Genomic DNA, 21,985 nt, shown 5'->3' with positions numbered 1-21,985 from the left:
CGCCATACCGGGGGCCGCATGGACCCCCGGTCGTTACTCAGTCTTCACGCATCGGGATGCGCACCGAGCGCTCCTCGGCGACCTCCTCGGCCCGGTCGTAGCCCGCGTCGACGTGCCGGATGACGCCCATGCCGGGGTCGTTGCTGAGGACGCGCGCGAGCTTCTGCGACGCCAGGGCGGTCCCGTCGGCCACCGACACCTGACCGGCGTGGATCGACCGGCCGATGCCGACGCCGCCGCCGTGGTGGATGGACACCCAGGAGGCGCCGGAGGCGGTGTTGACGAGGGCGTTGAGCAGCGGCCAGTCGGCGATCGCGTCGGACCCGTCGGCCATCGCCTCGGTCTCGCGGTAGGGGGAGGCGACGGAGCCGCAGTCGAGGTGGTCGCGGCCGATGACGATGGGCGCCGACACCTCCCCGCAAGACACCATCTCGTTGAACCGCAACCCCGCCCGGTCCCTCTCGCCATACCCGAGCCAGCAGATGCGTGCCGGCAGCCCCTCGAAGTGGACCTTGTCGCGGGCGCCGCGGATCCACCGGTGCAGCCGGTCGTCGTCGGGGAAGAGGTCGAGCACGGCCTGGTCGGTGGCGTAGATGTCGGCCGGGTCCCCGGACAGCGCGGCCCAGCGGAACGGCCCCTTGCCCTCGCAGAAGAGCGGCCGGATGTACTTCGGCACGAATCCCTCGACGTCGAAGGCGCGCTGGTAGCCGCCCTGCCGCGCCTCGTCGCGGATGGAGTTGCCGTAGTCGAAGACCTCCATGCCGCGGTCCTGGAAGCCGACCATCGCCTCGACGTGCCGGGCCATGGACTCCTGGGCGCGGTCGGTGAACTCCTCGGGCTTCTTGGCGGCGTAGTCGGCCCACTCGTCGACGGTGACGCCGATCGGCAGGTAGGAGAGCGGGTCGTGCGCGGAGGTCTGGTCCGTGACGATGTCGATGTCGACCTCGCGGCGCAGCAGCTCGGGGAAGACCTCGGCGGCGTTGCCGACCACGCCCACGGACAGGGCCCGCCGCTCGGCCTTGGCCGCGAGCGCCTGCTCGACGGCGTCGTCGAGGTCGTCCGCGACGACGTCGAGGTAGCCGTGGTCGACCCGGCGCCGCAGCCGGCTCTCGTCGACGTCGACGATGAGGACCGCGCCGCCGTTGAGCGTCACCGCGAGGGGCTGGGCGCCGCCCATGCCGCCACAGCCGCCGGTCAGGGTCAGCGTCCCGGCGAGGGTGCCGCCGAACTTCCGCTCCCCGATCGCCGCGAAGCACTCGTAGGTCCCCTGCAGGATCCCCTGCGTCCCGATGTAGATCCACGACCCGGCCGTCATCTGGCCGTACATCGTGAGGCCCAGCTGCTCCAGCCGCCGGAACTCCGGCCACGTGGCCCAGTCGCCGACGAGGTTCGAGTTGGCGATCAGCACGCGCGGCGCCCACTCGTGGGTCTGCATGACCCCCACCGGCCGCCCGCTCTGGACCAGCATCGTCTCGTCCTCGCGCAACCCCTGCAGGGTGCGCACCATGGCGTCGAAGCTGCGCCAGTCCCGCGCCGCCCGACCGGTCCCGCCGTAGACCACCAGGTCGTCAGGGCGCTCGGCGACCTCCGGGTCGAGGTTGTTCATGAGCATCCGCAGCGGGGCCTCGGTCTGCCAGCTCCGCGCCGACAGGGTCGTGCCGCGCGGTGCGCGGACGGGGCGAGCACCTTCCATGGCTACCTCCATCGGGTCCAGGGCCGTATGCCGTCAGCCCGCGTCACCGCCCGGCCACATCACCGTGCGGGTCCCCCCATCGAACCGCGCCGGCGTCGTGGCGGCCAGCCCCGGCAGACCCCCAACTGTCCCGGATCCGAGACCCACCTCACCCAACCCATCCACTCACCCGCGATCGTGGCCCCCGCAGCCTGCCCCACCCACTCACCCACTCACCCACTCACCCACGATCGTGGTCTCTTTGCGCGCCCCAGCGACACAAACCGACCACGTTGGCGGGAGAACGCCGGGAACGTCAGTCCTGCTTCACCGGACCGACTCCTCGGCGCTCCGGGCCTCGCTCGTCCCTCGCTCGGGTCCTCGCGCCGTCGTCGTCAGTCCTGCTTCACCGGACCGACTCCTCGGCGCTCCGGGCCTCGCTCGTCCCTCGCTCGGGTCCTCGCGCCGTCGTCGTCAGTCCTCGACCCACCCGAAACCGCGGGCCATCGTCCCCAGCCGACCCCGCAGGTGCAGCACCTGCGCCGCCGTCAGCGTGGGCTCGGCGCGCAGCAGCAGCTCGGTCACCGTGGCCTCGAACTCGCGCGGCGACAGCACGTCGACCTCCCCCTCGGGGCGGTCCTCCCGACCCGGCAGCGGCTCCGCGACCCGCACCCGACCCGGGGCGCGACGGTCTTCGCTGTCGTCGCCGAGCGCCCGCACCTCCGAGGCCTTGGGACCCTTGGGACCCTCCTCGGGGACATACTCGACGATCACGCCCGGCCGCACCTGCGCCCGGTCGCCCACGATGTCGTTGACGTGCAGGAACACGTCGGGGCCGTCGTCCATCGGAGCGATGAAGCCGTAGCCCTTGACCGCGTCGAACGACAGCACCTCACCCTGGATCACATCCGCCATGTGACGCACCTTACCCCCCGGCCCGTGGCGCAGGTCCAGGGGCGAGCCGTCGGCGCCGGCTCGGGCCGGACGCCGCTAGGTTGGGGCCGTGGAGCTCCGCATCGCCCAGCTCGCCAACTTCGTCGGCCCGACCTCGGGCGGGATGAAGGTCGCCATCGACCAGCTGGGCAGCGGGTACGTCGCCGCGGGGGCCAGGCGCCTGCTCGTCATACCGGGCTCGACGCACGACTGGATCGAGACCGAGCTGGGATATGTGGTGACGGTCGCGGCGCGGCCGGTCAGCGGTGGGTACCGGATGATCCTCGACCCGCGGCCGGTGCTGCGGGCTCTGGAGGCGTTCGAGCCGACGTCGCTGGAGGTGTCCGACAAGTCCACGCTGCTCCCGGTGACGATGGCGGCCCGGCGCCGCGGGATCCCGACGGTGCTCTTCTCCCACGAACGCCTCGACGCGATGCTGTCGATGCGCATCGGCCTGCAGCGCGAGCTGCGCCACCCGGTGCGGATGTTCAACGGCGCGCTCGCCCGCGTCTTCGACCACGTCGTGGTGACCTCCGACTACGCGGCGGGCGAGTTCAGCGGGCTGGCGTCGGTGGACCGGGCCCGGCTGCACCAGGTGCCGCTCGGCGTGGACCTGCAGACCTTCCGGCCGCCGCCGACCCCACCGCCGCCATCCCCCACGCTGCGGCTGGTCCACGCCGGTCGCCTCTCCCGCGAGAAGGACCCGCACCTGGCCGTCCGCACCGCCGTGGCCCTGCACCGTCGTGGCGTCCCGGTGCGCCTGGACGTGTATGGCGAGGGCCCCCACCGCCCCGAGCTGGAGGCGATCGCGGCCGGGAGCCCGGTCGTCTTCCACGGGCACGTGGCCGGGCGCGGGGCGTTGGCCCGGCGGCTCGGCGAGGCCGACGTGGCCCTGAGCGTGTGCTCGGGGGAGACCTTCGGGCTGGCGGTACTCGAGGCCCTGGCCTGCGGCACCCCGGTCGTCACCGCCGACCGGGGCGGCGCCCGGGAGCTGGTCGACGAGGCGTCGGGAGCGTGGGGACGCGCCGACGAACCGGAGTCCCTGGCGCACGCGGTGCTGCGGGTGGCGGAGCGCCCCGCGGCCGAGCGGCGGGCGGCGGCCCGGGCCCGCGCCGAGCATTATCCCTGGTCGCGGACCGTGTCGGCGATGCTCTCGCTGCACCGCACCCTCGCCGCCTCGCCCGCCGCCCCCTCACCCTCTTCCCGCCCTTTTCGCCCCTCTCCCCCTTCCCTCTCTTCTCGTTGAGAGGCGACAGAGCGGGGTCATCCGCGGGTCATGACCCCGATCTGTCGCCTCTCAACGACGGGGGCGGGAGGCTCGACGTCGGCGGCGGCGGCGGCGGGCGAGGCCGGCTCGAGCGGCGTGGCCGGCGAGGACACCTCGCGCGTGTGCAGCAGCAGCGGCACCGCCACGGCCAGGACCATCGCGGTGGTCAGGACGATCGCCGGGACCATGCCTTCGAGGGAGGAGTCGAGCGGGGCGCTGATCCCGGCGACGACGCTGACGGCCAGCAGCACCCGGGTGGCCCGCACCCCGAGGGGCAGCGCGGCGACGAAGGGCACCACCCACAGGGCGTACCACGCGTGCACCACCGGCCCGAGCAGCAGCGTGGCCAGCATGATCACGGCGACGGCGCGCAGCGCGGCCGGCCGGTCGCCGGTGCGTCCCCCCAGCGCGAGCACCCCGGCGACGAGGACGGCGAGCGCCATACCGAGGGTGCGGGCCGTGGTGAGCGCCGACGCCCACAGCTCGGGCAGACCGACGTGGTTGACGACCCACCCGACGGCGCGCCCGGCGGTCGTCGACACCGAGAACGGCGTCAGCACCTCCCCGGGCACCGCCAGCGCCGAGACCCACCCGATGCCCAGGTGGTAGGGCAGGCCGCACAGCACCAGGGTGGCCAGGCTCTTCCCCGCCACGGCCGCCACGCGCCGCAGCCGGTCCTGCAGCGAGACCGCCGCGCCCAGGCTGACCAGCACCACCCCGACGCAGACCAGCCCGCCCGGCACCTTGACCGCGGCGGCAAGCCCCCCGAGCACGGCGCCCCAGCCCCAGCTGCCCCGGCCCGCGAGCGCCAGCCCCGCCGCCGCGAAGCCGGCCAGCAGCACGTCGTTGTGGAGCCCGCCGACGCCGTGGGCGACCATGAGCGGGCTGGCGGTGACCAGCGCGGTGACGCGACCGGCGTCGAGCCGGCACCACCGCGCGAGCTCGGGGAGCGCCCAGACCAGGAGGGCGAGGCCGAGCAGCGACGCCAGCCGCTCCAGGACGATCGCGACCGCCGGGTCGCGCGTCAGCGTGGTCGCGACGGCGCCCCAGACGAGCGGGACCGGGCCGTATGGCGTGATCGTGTCCATCCACCGGGGGTCGACCCGCTCGCTCCACGCCCCCGCCAGGGTCACCGGGGCATAGTCGTATGGCGTCAGCAGCCGTCTCGTGAGCTCACCCTGCGCCACGTAGCTGAAGCCGTCGCGGCTGAAGAGCGGCGGGGCCACCGTCAGCGGGATCGCCCAGGCCCACGTGGCGCGGCGGGCGAGGGCGAGGGAGGCGGACGGCATACGGCCGCGGGACCAGCGGGTGGAGGTGCGGACCAGGGAGAGCCAGGCCCAGGCCAGCAGGCCCAGCCCGACCACCTGGACCGCGAGGCCGAGCATGCGACCCGGCATGGTGGCGCCGACGGCGGCGAGCGGTTCGACGAGGTCCGCGACCACGGACCGCGGCAGCGGCGTCGTCACGAAACCACCCGCGAGGACCAGGAGCGCCCCGAGGACGCCGCGAAGGATCACCGTCCCGACGGTAGGCACGGCGGCCGCTGGTGCGCTGAACCCCGCGTGACGCGTCGGCGAACGCAGGGCGTCCACCGGTGGTCGGCTCGCCGGTCGCCCGGCTGAGACCAGCGGGCCGGTCGCCCGGCTCAGCGCAGCGGGCCGGTCACCTGCTCCACCGCGGCCAGCAGCCGCCCGGAGGCGAGCGCGTCGTGGGCGAGCGCGATGTCCGGCGCGAGGAACCGGTCGACCCCCGGCCCCTCCCAGCCGGCGTCGCGCAGCACCTGGATGGCGGCGCCGGTGGCCGCTGCCGGCTGCAGCGGGGCGCGCAGCGCGATGCCGCGGGCGGCCGTGAGCACCTCGATGGCCAGCACGCGCGTGAGGGCGTCGACCGAGCGGCGCAGCTTGCGGGCGGCGGACCAGCCCATCGAGACGTGGTCCTCCTGCATCGCGCTGGACGGGATGGAGTCGACGGACGCGGGGACGGCGAGGCGCTTCATCTCGGAGACGATCGCGGCCTGGGTGTACTGCGCGATCATGTGGCCGCTGTCGACGCCGGGGTCGTCCGCGAGGAAGGGGTTGAGCCCGTGGTTGCGCGCCTTGTCGAGGAGCCGGTCGGTGCGGCGCTCACTCATCGAGGCTACGTCGGCCGCCACGATCGCGAGGAAGTCGAGGACGTAGGCGACCGGCGCGCCGTGGAAGTTGCCGTTGGACTCGACGCGACCGTCCAGCGTCACGACGGGGTTGTCGACGGCCGCGGCCAGCTCGCGCGTCGCCACCAGCGTGGCGTGGGCGACGGTGTCGCGCGCTCCGCCGGCGACCTGGGGTGCGCACCGCAGCGAGTAGGCGTCCTGCACGCGCGTGCACGCCTCGGTGCGGTGGCTCTCGCGGATCGGGCTGCCCGCCAGGATGGTTCGCAGGTTGTAGGCCGAATCCCCCTGGCCCGGGTGAGGCCTCAGCTCGTGCAGGTCCGCGGCGAAGACGTTGTCCGTGCCGAGCAGGCCCTCGACGCTCATGGCGGCGCTGAGGTCCGCGACCTTCAGCAGCGCAGTGAGATCCGTGATGGCCAGGACGAGCATGCCGAGCATGCCGTCGGTGCCGTTGATGAGCGCCAGACCTTCCTTCTCCTCCAACGCGATCGGCGTGAGCCCGGCGTCGCGCAGTGCCTCACCGGCGTCGGCGAGCTCGCCGGAGGGCAGCCGCACCGGACCCTCCCCCATCAGCGCCAGCGCGCAGTGCGCCAGGGGCGCGAGATCGCCTGAGCAGCCGAGGGATCCGTACTCGTGGACCACCGGCGTGATGCCGGCGTTGAGCAGGTCGACGTAGGCCTGCGCGGTCGAGACCTTCACGCCCGTGCGGCCGGTCGCGAGGGTGGACAGGCGCAGCAGCATCAGCGCGCGCACGACCTCGCGCTCCACCTCGGGGCCGGACCCGGCGGCGTGCGAGCGCACGAGCGAGCGCTGCAGCTGGGCGCGCAGGTCGGTGGGGATGTGCCGCGTCGCGAGCGCCCCGAACCCCGTCGACACCCCGTAGTGCGGGATCGTGTCGGTCGCCAGCCCCTCGATCACGGCGCGACTGCGGGCGATCTCATCGATCGAGTCCTGGGTCAGGGCGACCGGGGCGTCGTGCCGCGCCACGGCGACGACGTCGTCGAAGGACAGCGGCCCGCGGCCGACCTGGACGGGAGTGCGCTCAGCAGTCATGCCGCTCATTGTGCGAGCCTGCGCCCACCCTCGGGCAGCCCCCGGCCCCCGGCTTCTGTCCCGGATCCGAGACAGGCAGGGCGGGGTGCGAGAGGTCCCGTTCGTCGGGGCGGGCGGTTCGGCATACGGTCGGGACGGACAGACCCAGCCGTATGACGAGAGGCCCGCCATGACCACCACCGCCCCTGCCCCGGTCACCCGCTACTACGAGCTCGTCGACGCCGGCGACGTCGAAGGCCTGGTCGGGCTCTTCACCGAGGACGCGACCTACGAGCGGCCGGGCTACGAGCCGATGCGCGGGCACGCCGGGCTGACCGCGTTCTACTCCGGCGAGCGGATCATCGAGTCCGGGGCGCACACCCTGACCCACGCCGTCGTCGACGGTGACGAGGTGGCGGTGCAGGGGAGGTTCGAGGGTCGGGCGCGCGACGGGCGGGCGTTGGAGCTGCGGTTCGCCGACTTCTTCCGTCTCGACGGCGAACGGATCTCCTACCGCACCACGTACTTCTACGCCCCGCTCGCCTGACGGCGGGCGGGCGGCATACGACTGATCCACGAACACGTCTGCAGCACAGGGAGATCCGATGCGCGTCGTCACCACTCGCGACGAGCTGGCCCGCGCCCGAGGCGATCTCGGGACCGTGGGGTTCGTCCCGACCATGGGATACCTGCACGACGGGCACCTCTCGCTCGTGCGAGCAGCCAGGCGCGCCAACGACTCCGTGGTGGTCTCGATCTTCGTCAACCCCACGCAGTTCGACCCCGGTGAGGACCTCGACAGCTATCCACGCGACCTCGACCGCGACCTCGCGATGCTTGAGGCCGAGGGCGTGGACCTGGTCTGGACACCCCGCGTCGAGGACGTCTATCCCCCGGGCTCGTCCACCCGCGTGACCGTCGGCGGCGTCACCGACGTCCTCGAAGGCGCCCGCCGCCCAGGGCACTTCGACGGCGTCGCGACCGTGTGCACGATCCTGTTCCGCGCGGTCCGGCCCACCCGGGCCTACTTCGGGCAGAAGGACGCCCAGCAGACCGTCGTCATCCGCCGCCTCGTCCGTGACCTGGCGCTCGGCCTCGAGGTGTGCGTCGAGCCGATCCGCCGCGAGCCCGACGGCCTGGCGATGAGCTCGCGCAACACCTATCTCTCGACGGCCGAGCGCGCCGTCGCACCCGTCCTGCACCGCGCCCTGCTCGCCGCCCAGGAGGCGTATGCCGCCGGCCACCGCCAGGCCTCGGACCTGCTCGAGGCCGCGCACGCGGTGCTCGCGACCGAGCCCGCAGTGGCGGTGGAGTACGTCAGCCTCGCCGACCCGGACACCCTGGCCGAGCTCGACGAGGTCGACCCCGGTCGCGGGCCCCTGGTGTCGCTGGCCGCCCGCCTCGGCCGGACGCGCCTGATCGACAGCCTCGTGCTGGCTCCCACCGCCGCAGATCTGAGGGACAGCAGCAGATCTTCGGGACAGAACCCGAAGATCTGCGACCCACGCGAGCCGGCTCCGGCTGACGCCGACTTGGGCTGACGCCGGCTCGGCCTGATGCCGGCTCGGGCTGTCGCCGGCTCGACCCGACGACACCCGCCAAGATGGGGTCATGTCCCGCAGCGCCTCCCCCGCCGTGAGCCAGGCGGTCGCGATCCTGCGCCACCTCTCGCGCCACCCCGAGCCGGTGCCCGCGGCCGCCGTCGCCCGCGACCTCGGGCTGCCCCGCTCCACGGCATACAAGCTGTTGTCCCTGCTGGCCGACGAGGGGCTGGTGACGCACCTGCCGGAGGAGCGCCGCTACGGGCTCGGGGTCGGGGTGTTCGAGCTGGGCAGCGCCTACTCCCGGCAGGCCGGGCTGGCGCGGGTGTCGCGTCCCGTGCTCACGCGGCTCGTCGACGAGACGACCCACAACGTGCACCTGGCGGTGCTGCACGGCCGCGACGTGCTCTACGTCCTCGAGGAGCGCGCGCCCGGGCGGCCCATGCTGGTCACAGACGTCGGCGTCCGCCTGCCCTCCCAGCTCACCGCCTCCGGGCTCGCCATGCTGGCCGCGCTCCCCGCCGCCCAGGTGCGCGCGCTCTTCCCGGACCGGGCGGCGTTCGTGACGCGGCTGGGCACAGGCCCGCACTCCCTGACGGCCCTGCGCTCGGAGCTCGCGGCGGTGCGCGCGCGGGGCTTCGCGCTCGAGGACGGCACCGTGACAGAGGGCCTCGCGAGCGTCGCGGCGGCGGTGGTGGACCACGGCGGCCACCCGGTAGCATCCGTCGCGATCACCTATCCACGACAGGTGGAGGCCTCCGTCGAGCGCTTGGCGGACGCCGCGCGTCGAGCTGCGCAGGAGCTCACCCGCCGCCTCGGCGGACATCGCAAGGAGCATCCATGACCGGCACGATCCAGGGCAGCGGCGTGACCGCCGTCGTCCTCTGCGGCGGCACCTCCGTCCGCATGGGCGGGACCGACAAGACGTCCGCCCAGCTCGGCGGGACCACCGTCCTCGACCTCCTCCTGGACCACCTGCCGCAGGAGTGGACCGTCGTCTGCGTCGGGACCGAGCGCCCGACCTCGCGGCCCGTGACCTGGACCCGCGAGGACCCGCCCCTCGGCGGACCCGCCGCCGGCATCGCCACCGGCGCCGCGCTCTCGGAGAACCCGGTCACCGTCGTCGTCGCCGGGGACCAGCCGTTCGCCGGCGACGCGGCGCAGCCTCTCGTGCAGGCGCTCGCCGCGGCGGGGCCCGGCGTCCAGGCCGTCGCCCTGATCGACGACACCGGCCGGCTGCAGCCCCTCCTCGCGGCCTACGACACCCTCTCGCTGCGGTCGACCTTCCCGCCCGGGACGAGCGACGTGTCCGTGCACCGCACCGTGGCCACCCTGCGCATGGACGGCATCACGCCCCCCTCCACGCACGTCCTGCTCGACGTCGACACCCCGCAGGACCTGGACGCCGCCCGCGCCTACCACCTGGGCTGAGCGAGACCGGTCCACGCCGCCCTCGGGAGGCCGCAGCCGCGCGGCCGGGACCGGGGGCTGCACGCGGCGGCGCGGACGGCATACGGTGAAGGGATGAAGGCCATCACCCTGCCGTCGTTCGGCGGCCCCGAGGTCCTGACCGTCTCCGAGGTCCCCACCCCCGGCATCCGCGCCGACGAGGTGCTCGTCCGGGTCGTCGCCGCCGGCGTCAACCGCGCCGACCTGCTGCAACGCCAGGGCCACTACGCGCCGCCGGCCGGCGAGTCCGAGATCCCGGGCCTCGAGGTCAGCGGCATCGTCGTGCAGGTCGGCAGCCGCGTCGAGGGGTGGCGCGAGGGCGACGAGGTCTGCGCCCTCCTCGCCGGCGGTGGGTATGCCGAGCACGTCGCCGTCCCCGCCGGTCAGCTGCTGCCCGTCCCTGCCGGGGTGAGCCTCGTCGACGCCGCCGCGCTGCCCGAGGTCGCGTGCACCGTGTGGTCCAACCTCGTCATGACCGCGGGGCTCCGCAGCGGCGACACCCTGCTCGTGCACGGCGGGTCGAGCGGCATCGGGACCATGGCGACGCAGATCGCCCGGAGCCGGGGCGTGCGGGTGGCCGTCACCGCCGGCTCCGCGGCCAAGCTCGAGCGGTGCCGGGAGCTGGGGGCCTCGATCCTGATCGACTACAAGGAGCAGGACTTCGTCGAGGAGCTGCGGCGGGCCACCGAGGGGCACGGCGCGGACGTGATCCTGGACAACATGGGCGCGAAGTACCTGCCCCGCAACGTCGCCGCCCTCGCCACCGGGGGTCGCCTCGTCATCATCGGCATGCAGGGCGGCGTCAAGGGCGAGCTCGACATCGCGACGCTGCTGCGCAAGCGGGCGAGCGTCACGGCGACCTCGCTGCGGGCCCGCCCCCGCGACGAGAAAGCCGCCATCGTGGCCGCGGTGCGCGAGCACGTCTGGCCGCTGGTCGAGTCGGGGCAGGTGCGGCCGGTGGTGCACGGGCGGTTCCCGGCGCGCGAGGTCCGGCGGGCGCACGAGGAGCTCGACAAGGGCACCCACATCGGCAAGGTGCTGCTGACCGTCTGAGGCCGGGCGACCCCGAGGCGGGCCGAGCGAGACGTCGGCGCTCGGCCCTCGGCGCTGCGCCCGGCGGTTCGGGTGGGTTCGGCCGCCGTCATCGGTGGTGGAACCCACCCGGTGACCTCGACCTCGACGTCCGCGACCCGACGCGCCGGGGCCGTACCCGCCGGGCCACATCCGCCGGGCCATACCCGCCGGGCCATACCCGCCGGGGGCAGGTAAACCAGCCTGGTGAACGAAGGCCGGTCGATGCCCGGGCCGCCGGCGGGTCAGAGCTGGGGGGAGAGGAAGGCCGACAGGGCGGCGGCATACATCGCGGGGTCCTCGGCGCCCATCAGCTCGCGGGCCGAGTGCATCGACAGCATCGGCGCCCCGAAGTCGATCGTCGACACCCCGAGCTGGGCCGCCGTCATCGGGCCGATGGTCGAGCCGCACGGCATGTCCCCGCGCGCCGCGAACTCCTGCATCGGCACCCCCGCCTGGTCGCACGCCAGCCGGAACCAGCCGGCCGACACCGCGTCCGTGGCGTAGCGGCCCTTGACGTTGACCTTGAGCACCGGGCCGCCGTTGAGGGCGACCTGGTGGTTGGGCTCGTGCTTCTCGGGATAGCTGGGGTGCGTGGCGTGCGCCATGTCGCCGGAGGCGACGACCGTCGCGGCGAGCGCCCGCTGGTAGTCGTCCCGGTCGCCGCCGAGCGATCGCGTGATGCGCTCCATGATCTGCGGCAGCATCGAGGAGAACCCCCCTCGCTCGGTCATAGAGCCGATCTCCTCGTGGTCGAAGAGCACCAGCACCTGCACGTATGGCGTCGCCGGCCCGTCGCCGTCCACCGCGTCGACGAACGCCCGGGTCCCGCAGTAGCTGGTGCCGAGGTTGTCCAGGCGGGGCGCGGCCAGCAGGGAGTCGTCGTGCCCGAGCAGGGTCGACGGGGTGAGGTCGTGGGTCATGAGGTCCCACGCGAGGACGTCGTCGACGTCGCAGCCGACCTCGCGGGACATGAACTCCCGCATCGCCGGCGCGGACCCGCCATACCCCCACACGGGGACGACGTGGGTCTGCGGGTTGAGGGTGAGGCTGTCGTTGGCGCCGCGGTCCAGGTGGATGGCCAGCTGCGGCACGCGCAGGGTCGGGGTGTCGACGAGCACGAGGTGGGTCTCGACGCCGGCGCGTCCACGCACGGACACGCGGCCGGACAGTCCCAGGTCGCGATCGAGCCAGGAGTTGAGCAGGGGGCCGCCATACACCTCGCAGGCGAGCTGGTCCCAGCCGTAACGGTGCAGGTCAGGGTTGGGACGGATGCGCAGGTTGGGCGAGTCGGTGTGGGCCCCCACCACGCGGAAGGGGGTGGTCGCCCCGTCCGCGTGCTCGGTGGACCAGGCGGCCAGAGAGCCGGCGCGGATGGTGTAGAAGCGCCCGGCCTGCTGCGGCCAGGCGTCGCCCTCGGCGAGCTCGATGAACCCGGCGGCGTCGAGCATCGCGCCGGCCGACTGCACCGCGTGGAAGGGAGACGGGGAGGAGTCGATGAACTGGCACAGCCCGCGGGCCTCGACCTCGGGGTCGAACGAGTGGCTCATGCGGCCAGTATGCCGTCAGCCCTCGTCCGGCCCGACGACGGCGCGCATGAGGGCTACCCTGGCGGGACAGGAGGCGTCATGACCAAGAGGATCGTCGTCACTCGGACTCAGCGTGACGCTGCCCGTTGGTTGACGACACGCGCGGCCGCTCAGGGACGCACCGTCCGGTCGTCCACACGGCTCATCGCCGAGGCGGAGCCCTCGTCGCGACCGACGTCGGGCGCGCGCTCGGCCACCAGCGGGACGACGTCGGCGATCGAGTCGACGACCCGCGTGGGGCGGTAGGGAAACAGCTCCACCTGGTGCGGGCGCGTGGACCCGGTCAGCACGAGGATGGTGCGCAGCCCCGCCTCGAGCCCGGACACGACGTCGGTGTCCATGCGGTCGCCGATCATGACGGTGTGCTCGGAGTGCGCCTCGATCCGGTTGAGGGCGGTGCGCATCATGAGCGGGTTGGGCTTGCCGACGTAGTAGGGCTTGCGCCCGGTGGCGGCGGTGATCAGCGCGGCGACCGACCCCGTGGCCGGCAGCGTGCCCTCCACCGACGGCCCGCTCACGTCGGGGTTGGTGGCGATGAAGCGCGCGCCGCCCTCGACCAGCCGGATCGCGCGCGTGATGGCCTCGAAGGAGTAGGTCCGCGTCTCCCCCAGCACCACGTAGTCGGGGTCGCGCTGGGTCATCGTGTAGCCCGCCTCGTAGAGCGCGGTGGTCAACCCCGCCTCCCCGATGACGTAGGCCGACCCCCCGGGCCGCTGCTCGGCCAGGAAGCTCGCGGTCGCGAGCGCCGAGGTCCAGATGCAGTCCTCGGGGACGTCGATCCCGCTGGCCAGCAGCCGCGCCCGCAGGTCGCGCGGGGTGTAGATCGAGTTGTTGGTCAGCACCTGGAAGCGCAGCCCGCGCTCCTGCAGCGCCGCGAGGAACTCGGCGGCGCCGGGGATCGCGTGCTCCTCGTGGACCAGCACCCCGTCCATGTCGGTGAGCCAGGACTCGATGTGGGCGTGGGTCGTCATACGGCCAGTATGGCGACCCGCCCGCGCGCGGCGCTCGGCCCGACCACGACGACCGGGCCACGACGCCCGAGCCTCGACGACCGAGCCTCGACGAGCGGGTGGAGCCGGGGGGGTTGACGGCCGGCGACATACTCGGTATACCTGTCCCTGCCAGGCGACATACCGAGTATGTCGGTCGGCGGCCGGCCGGTCACCAGGGGGATGACCGGCCGGCCCCACCTCGACAGGAGACGCGATGACCGTCCTCGAGCTCGATCACGTCCACCGCACCCACGGCACCGGCGACACCGCCGTCCATGCCCTGCAGGGGGTGACCCTGACGATCGAGGCCGGCGAGCTGGTGGCCGTCATGGGCCCCTCCGGGTCGGGCAAGTCGACGCTGCTCAACCTTGCCGGTGCGCTCGACCGACCGACGACCGGGCGCGTCGTCATCGAGGGCGTGGACATCACGGTCCTGCGCCCGGACGCCCTGGCCCGCCTGCGCCGGCGCAGCGTCGGCTTCGTCTTCCAGGACTTCAACCTCATCTCGTCGCTCACTGCCGCCGAGAACGTCGCGCTCCCGCTCGAGCTCGACGGCGCCCGCCCCCGCACCGCCCGGCGGCAGGCCCACGCGGCGCTGGAGGAGGTCGGCATCCGGGACCTGGCCGACCGCTACCCCGACCAGATGTCCGGCGGACAGCAGCAGCGCGTCGCGATCTGCCGCGCGCTCGTCGGCGACCGCCGGCTGGTCCTCGCCGACGAGCCCACGGGCGCCCTGGACTCGGTGACCGGCGAGGCCATCCTGGAGATCCTGCGGCGCCGCTGCGACCAGGGCGCGGCCGGCCTGCTCGTCACCCACGAGGCCCGGCACGCGGCGTGGGCGGACCGGGTCGTCTTCCTCCGCGACGGCATCATCGTCGACACCACGGGCACCCCCGAGCGGGCCGAGTCGCTGCTCGGGGCCGAGGCGTGAGGGGCCGGGCCATGACCGCCACCCTCACCCCCACCAGGGGCAGCAACGCCGCCGGCGGTGGCCCCCGCCGCGACCCCGAGCAGGCCTCCCGGCGAGACGAGTGGCTCGCCGGCTGGCGCGTGGCCCTGCGCCTCGCCGCCCGCGACGCGTGGACCCACCCGGGCCGCAGCGCCCTCGTGCTGGTGATGATCGCCCTCCCGGTCCTGCTCATGGTGGCTGCGCTGACGGTCTACGCCACCAAGGACCTCGACGACCGCGAGGCGGAGCAGGTGCACTTCGGGGCCGGGCAGGGCGTCGTCACCACCGTCACCTCCGAGGCGCTGGAGCCCGACCCCCGGGGGCAGACGGGCTACAGCTGCGGTGGGCCGGGACCCTGCGCTCGCCAGCCGGCCACGCCCCTGCCCGGCCTGCCCGCACCGGCGGCCGTCGAGGCCGCCCGCAGCGCCGACCTCGAGACCGCCGTCGGTCGCCTCCTCGGCGCCCACCTGGTCACGGTCGCGAGCTACACGACCCAGGTCCGCGTCGGCGAGGAGACCCGCCCCGTGCAGACCCTCGCGATCGACGGCCGCGAGCCCGTCACCCGCGGCAAGGCCGACCTGGTGAGCGGCCGCTGGCCGGCCTCGGCCGACGAGGTCGTGGTCACCGAGGCCGGCCTGGCCAAGGGCCTGCCCGCGACCGGCACGATCACCGTGACCGAGCAGGCCACGGACGCCCCGCAGCAGGGGGGCCGCGAGCGCGTCCTGCAGGTCGTGGGGGTCGGCGTCGGGCGTCTCTACGACCCTCCCGCCGAGGCCGAGCTGATCCGGCTGCCCGACCGCACCGGCACCGGGTGGCAGGGGGCGCTCGTCGACCGCGCGACCCCCCTCACCTGGGCGGAGGTGCAGGCGGCGAGCAGGCACGGCGTCGCCCTCACGTCGCGGCAGGTCCTGCGCGACCCGCCACCGGTCACGGACGGCATCGGTCGGGGCGCCACCGGCTCGGGCGCCTCCGGCACCCAGACCCTCACGCTGGTCGCGCTCCTCGCGGCCGCCCTGCTCGTCGAGTCGACCCTGCTCGCCGGGCCGGCCTTCGCGGTCATCGCGCAGCGGCAACGACGCACCCTCGCCCTCGCGGCCGCCAACGGCGCGACCCGCGCCCAGCTGCGACGCACCGTCCTCGGCCAGGCCGTGGTGCTGGGCGGGGTGTCCTCCGCCGTGGCGGCGGTGCTGGGCGTCGCGGCGGGCGCCGTCGGGGTGTGGGGCTACCGACGGTGGTCCCCGACGGCCCTGTTCGGACCCTTCGACGTGCCGTGGGCCGCCGTCGCGATCGTGGTCGGGTGCGCCGTCGTCGCGGCCGTCGTCGCGGCCCTGCTGCCGGCGCGCGGGCTCGCCCAGCTCGACGTCGTGTCCGCGCTGCGCGGCCAGGTCGCGCCACGGCGGATGCGGCGCTCGGTGCCGGTCGTCGGGCTGGTCCTGGCGGCGGCCGGCGCGGTCGGCGTCTTCGCGGTCGTGGCCTACCTCTGGGCCCACCCCGGCGCCGAGACCTGGATCGCCATCCTGCTCATCCTGACCGTCGTCGCCCTCGTCGTGGGCGCCCTGATGGCCGTGCCGGCCATCGTGGCCCTCGTCGGCCGCCTCGGCGGGCACCTCCCCGTCGCGGCCCGTATGGCGACCCGCGACGCCGCCCGCCAGCGTGGTCGGGCGACGCCGACGGTGGCGGCCATCATGGCCGGGAGCATCCTGCTCGGGGCGATGACGATCGGCTTCGCGTCCGTCGCGGAGCGACAGCGGCTGGACTACCGGCCCCACGCCCCTGACGGCTGGCTGTGGTCCCATGTGGCCGACCGCGCGACCCCGGACCTGATCCGCGCCGCGATCCCCGGTGCCGTCGTCCACGCCGAGGCCCGGGCCGAGGGGCCGGACTCCGCGCCGGTCGACGCGCCACCGACGTGGCGTCCCCCGGCGATCAGCCGCGCGCTCGTCGCCACCGTCCCCGGCTGCAGCCCGACCGACCTGCTCGGCGGCGACCGGGTCGACGCGTGCCCGTCGCTCGGCATCGGCTTCTGGGGCCCCGGGGGGCAGGTCCTCGCCCTCGACGACGCCGCCCTGCGCGACCTCGTGCAGGTCACGGCCGAGCAGCGGTCCGTCCTGGACCGCGGTGGCGTCCTCGTCTCGGACGCCCGACTGGCCACCACGGGCACGATCACCTGGGTCACGGGCGGCCTCAAGGAGGCCGAAGGGCCCACCGCCGGAGCCTGGGTGGGCGACAGCGCCCGACGTCAGACGCCCGTGTCGGCCCTGACCCACGAGCAGTCGGGACGTCTCGGGGTGGAGGCGTTCTCCGGCAGGGGGGTGATGACCACCGCCGGCGTCCAGGGCCTCGGAGCCGTCGTGCGCCAGGGGGCCCTCGTGGCTCACGGACCCGGTGGCGAGGCCGTCACGCAGGAGCAGCGCGACGCGGTCGTCAAGGCCATGGTCGGCACAGTCATGCCGGAGGCCTCGATGTTCGACGGGGCCCTCGAGGTGGAGCGGGGCTACACCGACCAGTACGCCAAGCTCGCCTGGCTCATGCTCGGCACCGTCACCCTGCTGATCCTCGTCGCCACCACCACCGCCACCGCCCTGTCCATGGGTGAGGCGCAGCGCGACCTCGACACCCTCGCGGCCATCGGGTCCACCGGGCGTCTGCGCCGTGGCATCGCCGCGGCCCAGGCCGCCACGCTGGCCCTCATCGGGACCGCCCTCGGCCTCGCCGTCGGGGCCGCCCCCGGCATCGCCTTCTCCCGCGAGGCCACGCGCGGTGCCGTGCCGGGCGGGACCGAGCCCGTCACCACGCTGGTGCTCCCCTGGGGCGTGTGGGCGGTGGCGGTTCTCGCCATACCGGCGCTGGCCGCGTTGCTCGCCGCGCTCGTGGTGCGCAGCAACCCCGTCCTGACGCGCAGGACCACCTGACCACCCGCCCACCTCACCCGGGAGAGACTGGAGACCTCATGTCGATCCGCCAAGGGCTGCTCGCCCTCCTCGCCGACCAGCCCATGTATGGCGCCCAGCTGCGCGCCGAGTTCGAGGCCCGCACCGGCGGCACGTGGCCGCTCAACGTGGGGCAGGTCTACCAGACCCTCGCCCGCCTCGACCGCGACGGCCTGGTGGTCGAGCTGGGCGACGACGACGAGGGGCGCACGACCTACGGCCTCACCGACGCGGGACGCGCCGAGGTCGAGCGGTGGTGGGCCGAGCCCGTGGACCGCGAGTCCACGCCCCGCAACGAGCTGGCCATCAAGCTGGCCCTGGCGGTCACCGTGCCCGGCGTCGACGTCACCCGCATCGTGCAGGCCCAGCGCACCGCGACCATGCGTCAGCTGCGCGACCTCACCCGCCTCAAGGCGTCGACGACCGGCGACCCGGATCGCACCCAGCTGGCCTGGCTGCTGGTCGTGGAGAACCTCATCTTCGGCGCGGAGTCGGAGGTGCGCTGGCTCGACCACGTCGAGGCGCGGGTCGCTCGCGCCGCCCGGCGGTCGCAGCACACCGGCGCCGATCCTGGATGCCGGCCGGACGTCCAGGCCCTCGCCCCGGTGCACGAATCATCCCGAAAATAGTCATTTCGGGCGGTTCCGGGACACCCGGATGGCATATTGGATGGGGTGGCAGCCACAACGGGCTGCCCGCCACCTCTCGCCAGGGGGAGCCATGTCCCGCACCATCCGTCTGATCGCCGCCACCACGCTGGCGGCCGCCACCGTCGCCACCCCCGCCGCCGCGCACGCCCGGCTCGCCGGACCGTCGGCGCTGGCCCCCAGGGCGGCCGCCGCGTCGGGCTTCACCCCCGTCCGCACCACGTCGTATGCCGCCACCAGCCTCGCCGCCACCGCCCGCGACGGGGTCGTGGTCGTCGGCATCCGCCGCAGCGCCCCGGGAGCCGCCGGCCCGGTCGTGGTCGAGAAGCAGCGCAACGGCCGCTGGACCACCCAGGCCCTCCCCGGCGTCACCGCCACCGGCGCCCAGGTGGTCAGCGCCACCGACAAGCAGCATTGAGGTTTTCTCACCAGCGGCCTCGAGTCATGGTGGCAATGACGAGGGCGGCGGCGACGATCGCGCCGATGCGGGCTGGGTCGAGGGTGATGTGCCGTAGGGCTCGGTAGTGCTTGAGGATGGCGTTGGCGCGTTCGGCCGGGGCCCGCAGGGCGCGCAGCAGTCGGTTCGTGGTGCGGGTGCCGCGGTCGAGGTTGTGGCCCTTGATCGGGGTGTGGATCCCGATCCCAGCGCCGGCGTAGCCCTTGTCCGCCAACGTGGGAAGGCCTTTCGCGGCGGCGGGGTACAGCAGGGGGAAGGCGTGGGTGCGGGCAGTGGTGATGTCGTGGGTGGACCCTGGCTCGACCGGGCTGGTCCAGATCGGGAATCCGGTGTGGTCGGTGAGGACCTGGACGTTCCCGCCGTGCGCGTGGTGCTTGCCCGAGTACCAGATGTGGTACCCCTTCACAGCGCCGTTCCCGCTGGTCGAGCGGGCAGAGCACCGGTTGGTGCGGATGAGGGTGCCGTCCAGGCAGACGAACGGCGCGGCGGTGTCGAGCTGGCCGGCAAGGACGTCTTCCAAGGTGGGGGCGCGGTCGGCGACGACGTCGATGGCCTCGTGCAGGTACCGGTACGCCGTCGCTTGGGACAGGCCGTGGTCGGCGGCGAGGCGGTGAACAGGGGTGGCGTTGATCAGCCAGCGCAGGAACAACACGGCTTGCGTCCAGCACGTCGCGGCCCGCTGCCAGGGGCGCGCGTCGTGGACCGTGCGGTGATGCTGGAGCCACGCCGACACGCGGCGCACGACGACGAGGGGAACGGGCAGGGTGGCACGATAGGACAGCACGCGGGGCTCGGTTCGGGCGAGGGGACAGAGGTGAAACCGAGCCTGGTCACCGGGCCCTGCCTGCGCCTATCCGACACGCCGTCCCCGCAGGTCACAGCCCTGCGGCACCGTCGAACCGCCAAGCCTGGTGAGAAATCCTCATTGCGCCATTCCTGCACATCAGTACCTGGATCGCTTAGGGTGTATCGATGACTGACACGACCGCGAGTCGCGTATTTCGGCGCACATGCCAAGTGGCCGCCGTAGCGGGAAGCAATCGCCTCGAAGAGGTGCTCGATTGGCTCGTTCCGGTTATGGTCTACTACTACCCGGAGCGCCGATGGAGCAGTGCTGACGACTGGTTCGAGGCAATTCAAGAGTCATTTGACATCGAACTGAGTCTTCATGACATAAGCGAGTGTCTCGCAAGACTGGTCCAAACAGGACATCTGATTCGAGATTCCTATCGAGACGAATACCGACTGAGTAAGTCTGCCAGCGAAGATACGGAGCGCCGGCTTGTTGCAGCCGACAACATCGAAAAAGATGTCTCGGCTCGCTGGATAGCTTCCATCTCGGGTGCGATCCCAGACAGTGGGAACGCTTGGGCGATCTTGCTCCAATACGCCGCGGCGGTATTTCGCGCTCATGGGTTGGACGCCGTCAACCTTCTCGGGGGCGAAGTCGAGAATGGCGGATCGGTCGAGCCAAGTAGGTCATCGGTGCTTGACGGGATCTTCGATGAGTTCGGCGTGGAAGATTCTGAGCGAGTTGCATATTCCGCGGCGATTGCCAGCTTCTTTTCGTCAGGCGACCCGGATGCGTTGAAATATATTACGCAACTGGCGGACAGCACCTTTAATCTCATGGCTTTGTCCGTCGATGAAGACATTCGGACCGAATTGAAATCAAGGCTGCCGAAGCTCAAGATCTTCCTTGACACGAACATACTTTTCTCGCTTTTGGGCACGCATGACACTCCGCTGGCCGCCGCCAGCGTCGATCTGTTTCGTGTGATTGACCAGAACAAGTTGCCGTTCAGCCTGTACTGTCACGCTAAGACTGTGCGCGAACTGGACAATTCCATCGAGGCCGCCACCAGTCGATTGACTGGCCGAACCTGGTCCCGAGCAGTGTCCAGCGCCCTAGTCAAGTTGCCTTGGCAGGCGACTCGCATATCCGGTATTGAGATGCGATTCCATCAGCTGAACTCCAATCAGCCGATCTCGCCGTCCGCGTTCTGTGCGCGGTTCCAATCGCCGCTGGCGCTTCTCGCTGAGTTTGGCATCGAGGTCTTCAGAGAACCTGAGGCGCTAGACAACTCCGAGCGGATGACATTGAGGGCGACGATTACTGAGGACTACAAGGAGTACTTGAAGAAGAGCCCCCGTCGGCGGAGTTCGCGATATGAGACGTACGAACATGACGCAATCTTGTGGATGATCGCAAAGGAGAATCAGCTTCCGACGCGAAAGAAGGGAACTCTCTATTCTGGATCCTTTGTACTCTCAAGCGACTATCTGTTCTGGCGATTCGACAAGACCGTGCTTCGCAGGGAATATGGGACGCGTCCCGTCGTTGTGCTTCCAGACGCCTTCCTTCAGGCGCTCCGGCCATTTGTCGGGGTTGCGCACCGGTTTGACGATGCTGCGTTTGCCAGACTATTCGCGACGGCTGAACTACGAGGGACGAACGGTAAGAACTATGCAGATACGGTACAGCGGGTTTCGAGCTACCTTGCGAGCTTCTCCGACCTGCAAGAAGAGACCGCGCTGCGTATCTTGACGGATTCGATTCTGATGGAGCGAATAGGACGCTACGAGGAATCCGCTCCTGAGTTTCAGGGCGCGATCGAGCGTGCTATCTTCGCGCATAACGAGGAGTTGGTGCGGCAGCGGGACGAACTTCTCGACGAACGGCGTGACCAACTGGATCTCGCGCGGCGGGCTTTGGCGGCTACTGATAATGCAGAAAATGGCGAGTTGGTTACTTTGCTGTCGAGTTTGGTCCAGGGGCTTGGACAGCAAGCAGGCAATCCTGGGATGACCATAATTCAAGGAGGACAACAAGTGACGAATTACCAAGGCGGCTACTTCGAGAACAACGATAGTCAGGTTCTGGCTCAAGGTCCGGGAGCACAAGCAACGGGCAATACGGTGAACCAGCACAGGGTGAGCATCGATGCGACCGATCCGGCGTTGGCTGCCGAACTCGGACGTGTGAAGCTTGCGCTCGTGCAGATGGCCAGTAGTTCGGCGGACTTTGAATCTGTATTAGGCGTACAAGGCGCGATCGAAGCTATCGAAGCTGGAAAGGACGAGTCATCTGTGGTCGCGAGTCTCAAGAGGGCAGGCGGAAAGGCGCTTGAGATTGCCGTGGAACTCGGCACGAAAGTTGCTGCAAAGGCGATTCAGGCCAGTCTCGGTATGTGAGGGTGAGCGGCGCGGCCCGCAGCGAAGCGAGGACACGCGCCGCTGGCCGGCGCTTGCGCCGGCCCTTGACTGAGGATTTCTCACCAGGCTTGGCGGTTCGACGGTGCCGCAGGGC

At 72.2% G+C, this 21,985-nt stretch carries 18 protein-coding genes; 11 read left to right on the top strand and 7 right to left on the bottom strand.

Annotation, left to right across the window (positions count from 1 at the left end; genetic code table 11):
- Window positions 1-37: 37 nt before the first annotated feature.
- Together hutU and ADJ73_RS06780 are read right to left on the bottom strand one after the other, a co-directional pair.
- The gene (gene hutU / locus ADJ73_RS06785) at window positions 38-1,693 is read right to left on the bottom strand and encodes a urocanate hydratase (RefSeq protein ID WP_050347642.1); all 1,656 of its coding nucleotides are present in this window, start codon (window positions 1,691-1,693) and stop codon (window positions 38-40) included.
- A 453-nt stretch (window positions 1,694-2,146) separates the two neighbouring features.
- Window positions 2,147-2,587: a cold-shock protein gene (locus ADJ73_RS06780; RefSeq protein ID WP_050347641.1), complete on the bottom strand. Its 441-nt coding sequence runs from the start codon at window positions 2,585-2,587 to the stop codon at window positions 2,147-2,149.
- Between the two features lie 88 nt (window positions 2,588-2,675).
- Here ADJ73_RS06780 and ADJ73_RS06775 point away from each other — a divergent pair, with 88 nt between their 5' ends.
- The gene (locus ADJ73_RS06775) at window positions 2,676-3,851 is read left to right on the top strand and encodes a glycosyltransferase (RefSeq protein ID WP_216593682.1); all 1,176 of its coding nucleotides are present in this window, start codon (window positions 2,676-2,678) and stop codon (window positions 3,849-3,851) included.
- Between the two features lie 17 nt (window positions 3,852-3,868).
- Here ADJ73_RS06775 and mptB read toward each other — a convergent pair whose 3' ends face one another.
- Entirely contained in the window at window positions 3,869-5,389 is a 1,521-nt protein-coding gene (gene mptB / locus ADJ73_RS06770) for a polyprenol phosphomannose-dependent alpha 1,6 mannosyltransferase MptB (RefSeq protein WP_050347640.1), read from the bottom strand.
- A gap of 128 nt (window positions 5,390-5,517) precedes the next feature.
- Window positions 5,518-7,071, bottom strand: coding sequence for a histidine ammonia-lyase (gene hutH / locus ADJ73_RS06765; protein WP_441293944.1), 1,554 nt, complete (start codon window positions 7,069-7,071; stop codon window positions 5,518-5,520).
- Between the two features lie 169 nt (window positions 7,072-7,240).
- Between hutH and ADJ73_RS06760 the strand changes: the two genes are divergently transcribed.
- The 5 genes from ADJ73_RS06760 (at window position 7,241) to ADJ73_RS06740 (ending at window position 11,093) form a co-directional block, all read left to right on the top strand.
- Window positions 7,241-7,597: a nuclear transport factor 2 family protein gene (locus ADJ73_RS06760; protein WP_050347638.1), complete on the top strand. Its 357-nt coding sequence runs from the start codon at window positions 7,241-7,243 to the stop codon at window positions 7,595-7,597.
- Window positions 7,598-7,655: 58 nt separating this feature from the next.
- Entirely contained in the window at window positions 7,656-8,591 is a 936-nt protein-coding gene (panC, locus tag ADJ73_RS06755; protein WP_082176793.1) for a pantoate--beta-alanine ligase, read from the top strand.
- Window positions 8,592-8,661: 70 nt separating this feature from the next.
- Window positions 8,662-9,435 (top strand): IclR family transcriptional regulator, encoded by a 774-nt coding sequence (locus tag ADJ73_RS06750; protein WP_050347637.1) that lies wholly within the window; start codon window positions 8,662-8,664, stop codon window positions 9,433-9,435.
- The gene (gene mobA / locus ADJ73_RS06745; RefSeq protein WP_050347636.1) at window positions 9,432-10,022 is read left to right on the top strand and encodes a molybdenum cofactor guanylyltransferase; all 591 of its coding nucleotides are present in this window, start codon (window positions 9,432-9,434) and stop codon (window positions 10,020-10,022) included. The genes ADJ73_RS06750 and mobA overlap by 4 nt, the downstream gene beginning before the upstream one ends.
- A gap of 93 nt (window positions 10,023-10,115) precedes the next feature.
- The gene (locus ADJ73_RS06740; protein WP_050347635.1) at window positions 10,116-11,093 is read left to right on the top strand and encodes an NAD(P)H-quinone oxidoreductase; all 978 of its coding nucleotides are present in this window, start codon (window positions 10,116-10,118) and stop codon (window positions 11,091-11,093) included.
- A gap of 263 nt (window positions 11,094-11,356) precedes the next feature.
- Here the strand turns inward: ADJ73_RS06740 and ADJ73_RS06735 are convergent, their stop codons facing one another.
- Both ADJ73_RS06735 and ADJ73_RS06730 read right to left on the bottom strand, forming a co-directional pair.
- Window positions 11,357-12,661, bottom strand: a complete 1,305-nt coding sequence (locus tag ADJ73_RS06735) for a M18 family aminopeptidase (RefSeq protein ID WP_050347634.1) — start codon at window positions 12,659-12,661, stop codon at window positions 11,357-11,359.
- 149 nt (window positions 12,662-12,810) lie between these two features.
- The gene (locus ADJ73_RS06730) at window positions 12,811-13,671 is read right to left on the bottom strand and encodes an HAD-IIA family hydrolase (RefSeq protein WP_050347633.1); all 861 of its coding nucleotides are present in this window, start codon (window positions 13,669-13,671) and stop codon (window positions 12,811-12,813) included.
- A gap of 235 nt (window positions 13,672-13,906) precedes the next feature.
- On the opposite strand from ADJ73_RS06730, the gene ADJ73_RS06725 reads away from it, so the two are divergent.
- The 4 genes from ADJ73_RS06725 (at window position 13,907) to ADJ73_RS06710 (ending at window position 18,636) form a co-directional block, all read left to right on the top strand.
- Window positions 13,907-14,623, top strand: coding sequence for an ABC transporter ATP-binding protein (locus ADJ73_RS06725; RefSeq protein WP_050347632.1), 717 nt, complete (start codon window positions 13,907-13,909; stop codon window positions 14,621-14,623).
- Window positions 14,624-14,634: 11 nt separating this feature from the next.
- Window positions 14,635-17,553 carry an FtsX-like permease family protein gene (locus ADJ73_RS06720; protein ID WP_050347631.1) on the top strand — a complete coding sequence of 973 codons (2,919 nt, stop codon included), beginning with the start codon at window positions 14,635-14,637 and terminating at the stop codon, window positions 17,551-17,553.
- A gap of 38 nt (window positions 17,554-17,591) precedes the next feature.
- Complete coding sequence (locus tag ADJ73_RS06715; RefSeq protein ID WP_082176792.1) at window positions 17,592-18,200, top strand: PadR family transcriptional regulator; 609 nt, start codon at window positions 17,592-17,594, stop codon at window positions 18,198-18,200.
- Between the two features lie 91 nt (window positions 18,201-18,291).
- A complete protein-coding gene (locus tag ADJ73_RS06710) occupies window positions 18,292-18,636 on the top strand; it encodes a hypothetical protein (protein WP_050347630.1) in 345 nt (114 codons plus the stop codon).
- 7 nt (window positions 18,637-18,643) lie between these two features.
- Here ADJ73_RS06710 and ADJ73_RS06705 read toward each other — a convergent pair whose 3' ends face one another.
- A complete protein-coding gene (locus tag ADJ73_RS06705) occupies window positions 18,644-19,459 on the bottom strand; it encodes a transposase family protein (protein WP_050347629.1) in 816 nt (271 codons plus the stop codon).
- A 188-nt stretch (window positions 19,460-19,647) separates the two neighbouring features.
- Between ADJ73_RS06705 and ADJ73_RS06700 the strand changes: the two genes are divergently transcribed.
- Window positions 19,648-21,870, top strand: a complete 2,223-nt coding sequence (locus ADJ73_RS06700; protein WP_156188148.1) for a hypothetical protein — start codon at window positions 19,648-19,650, stop codon at window positions 21,868-21,870.
- Window positions 21,871-21,985 lie beyond the last annotated feature (115 nt).

Origin of the sequence: Arsenicicoccus sp. oral taxon 190, from assembly GCF_001189535.1 — a bacterium.
Lineage (GTDB): Bacteria > Actinomycetota > Actinomycetes > Actinomycetales > Dermatophilaceae > Arsenicicoccus.
This window is presented reverse-complemented; position numbering and strand designations above follow the sequence as displayed.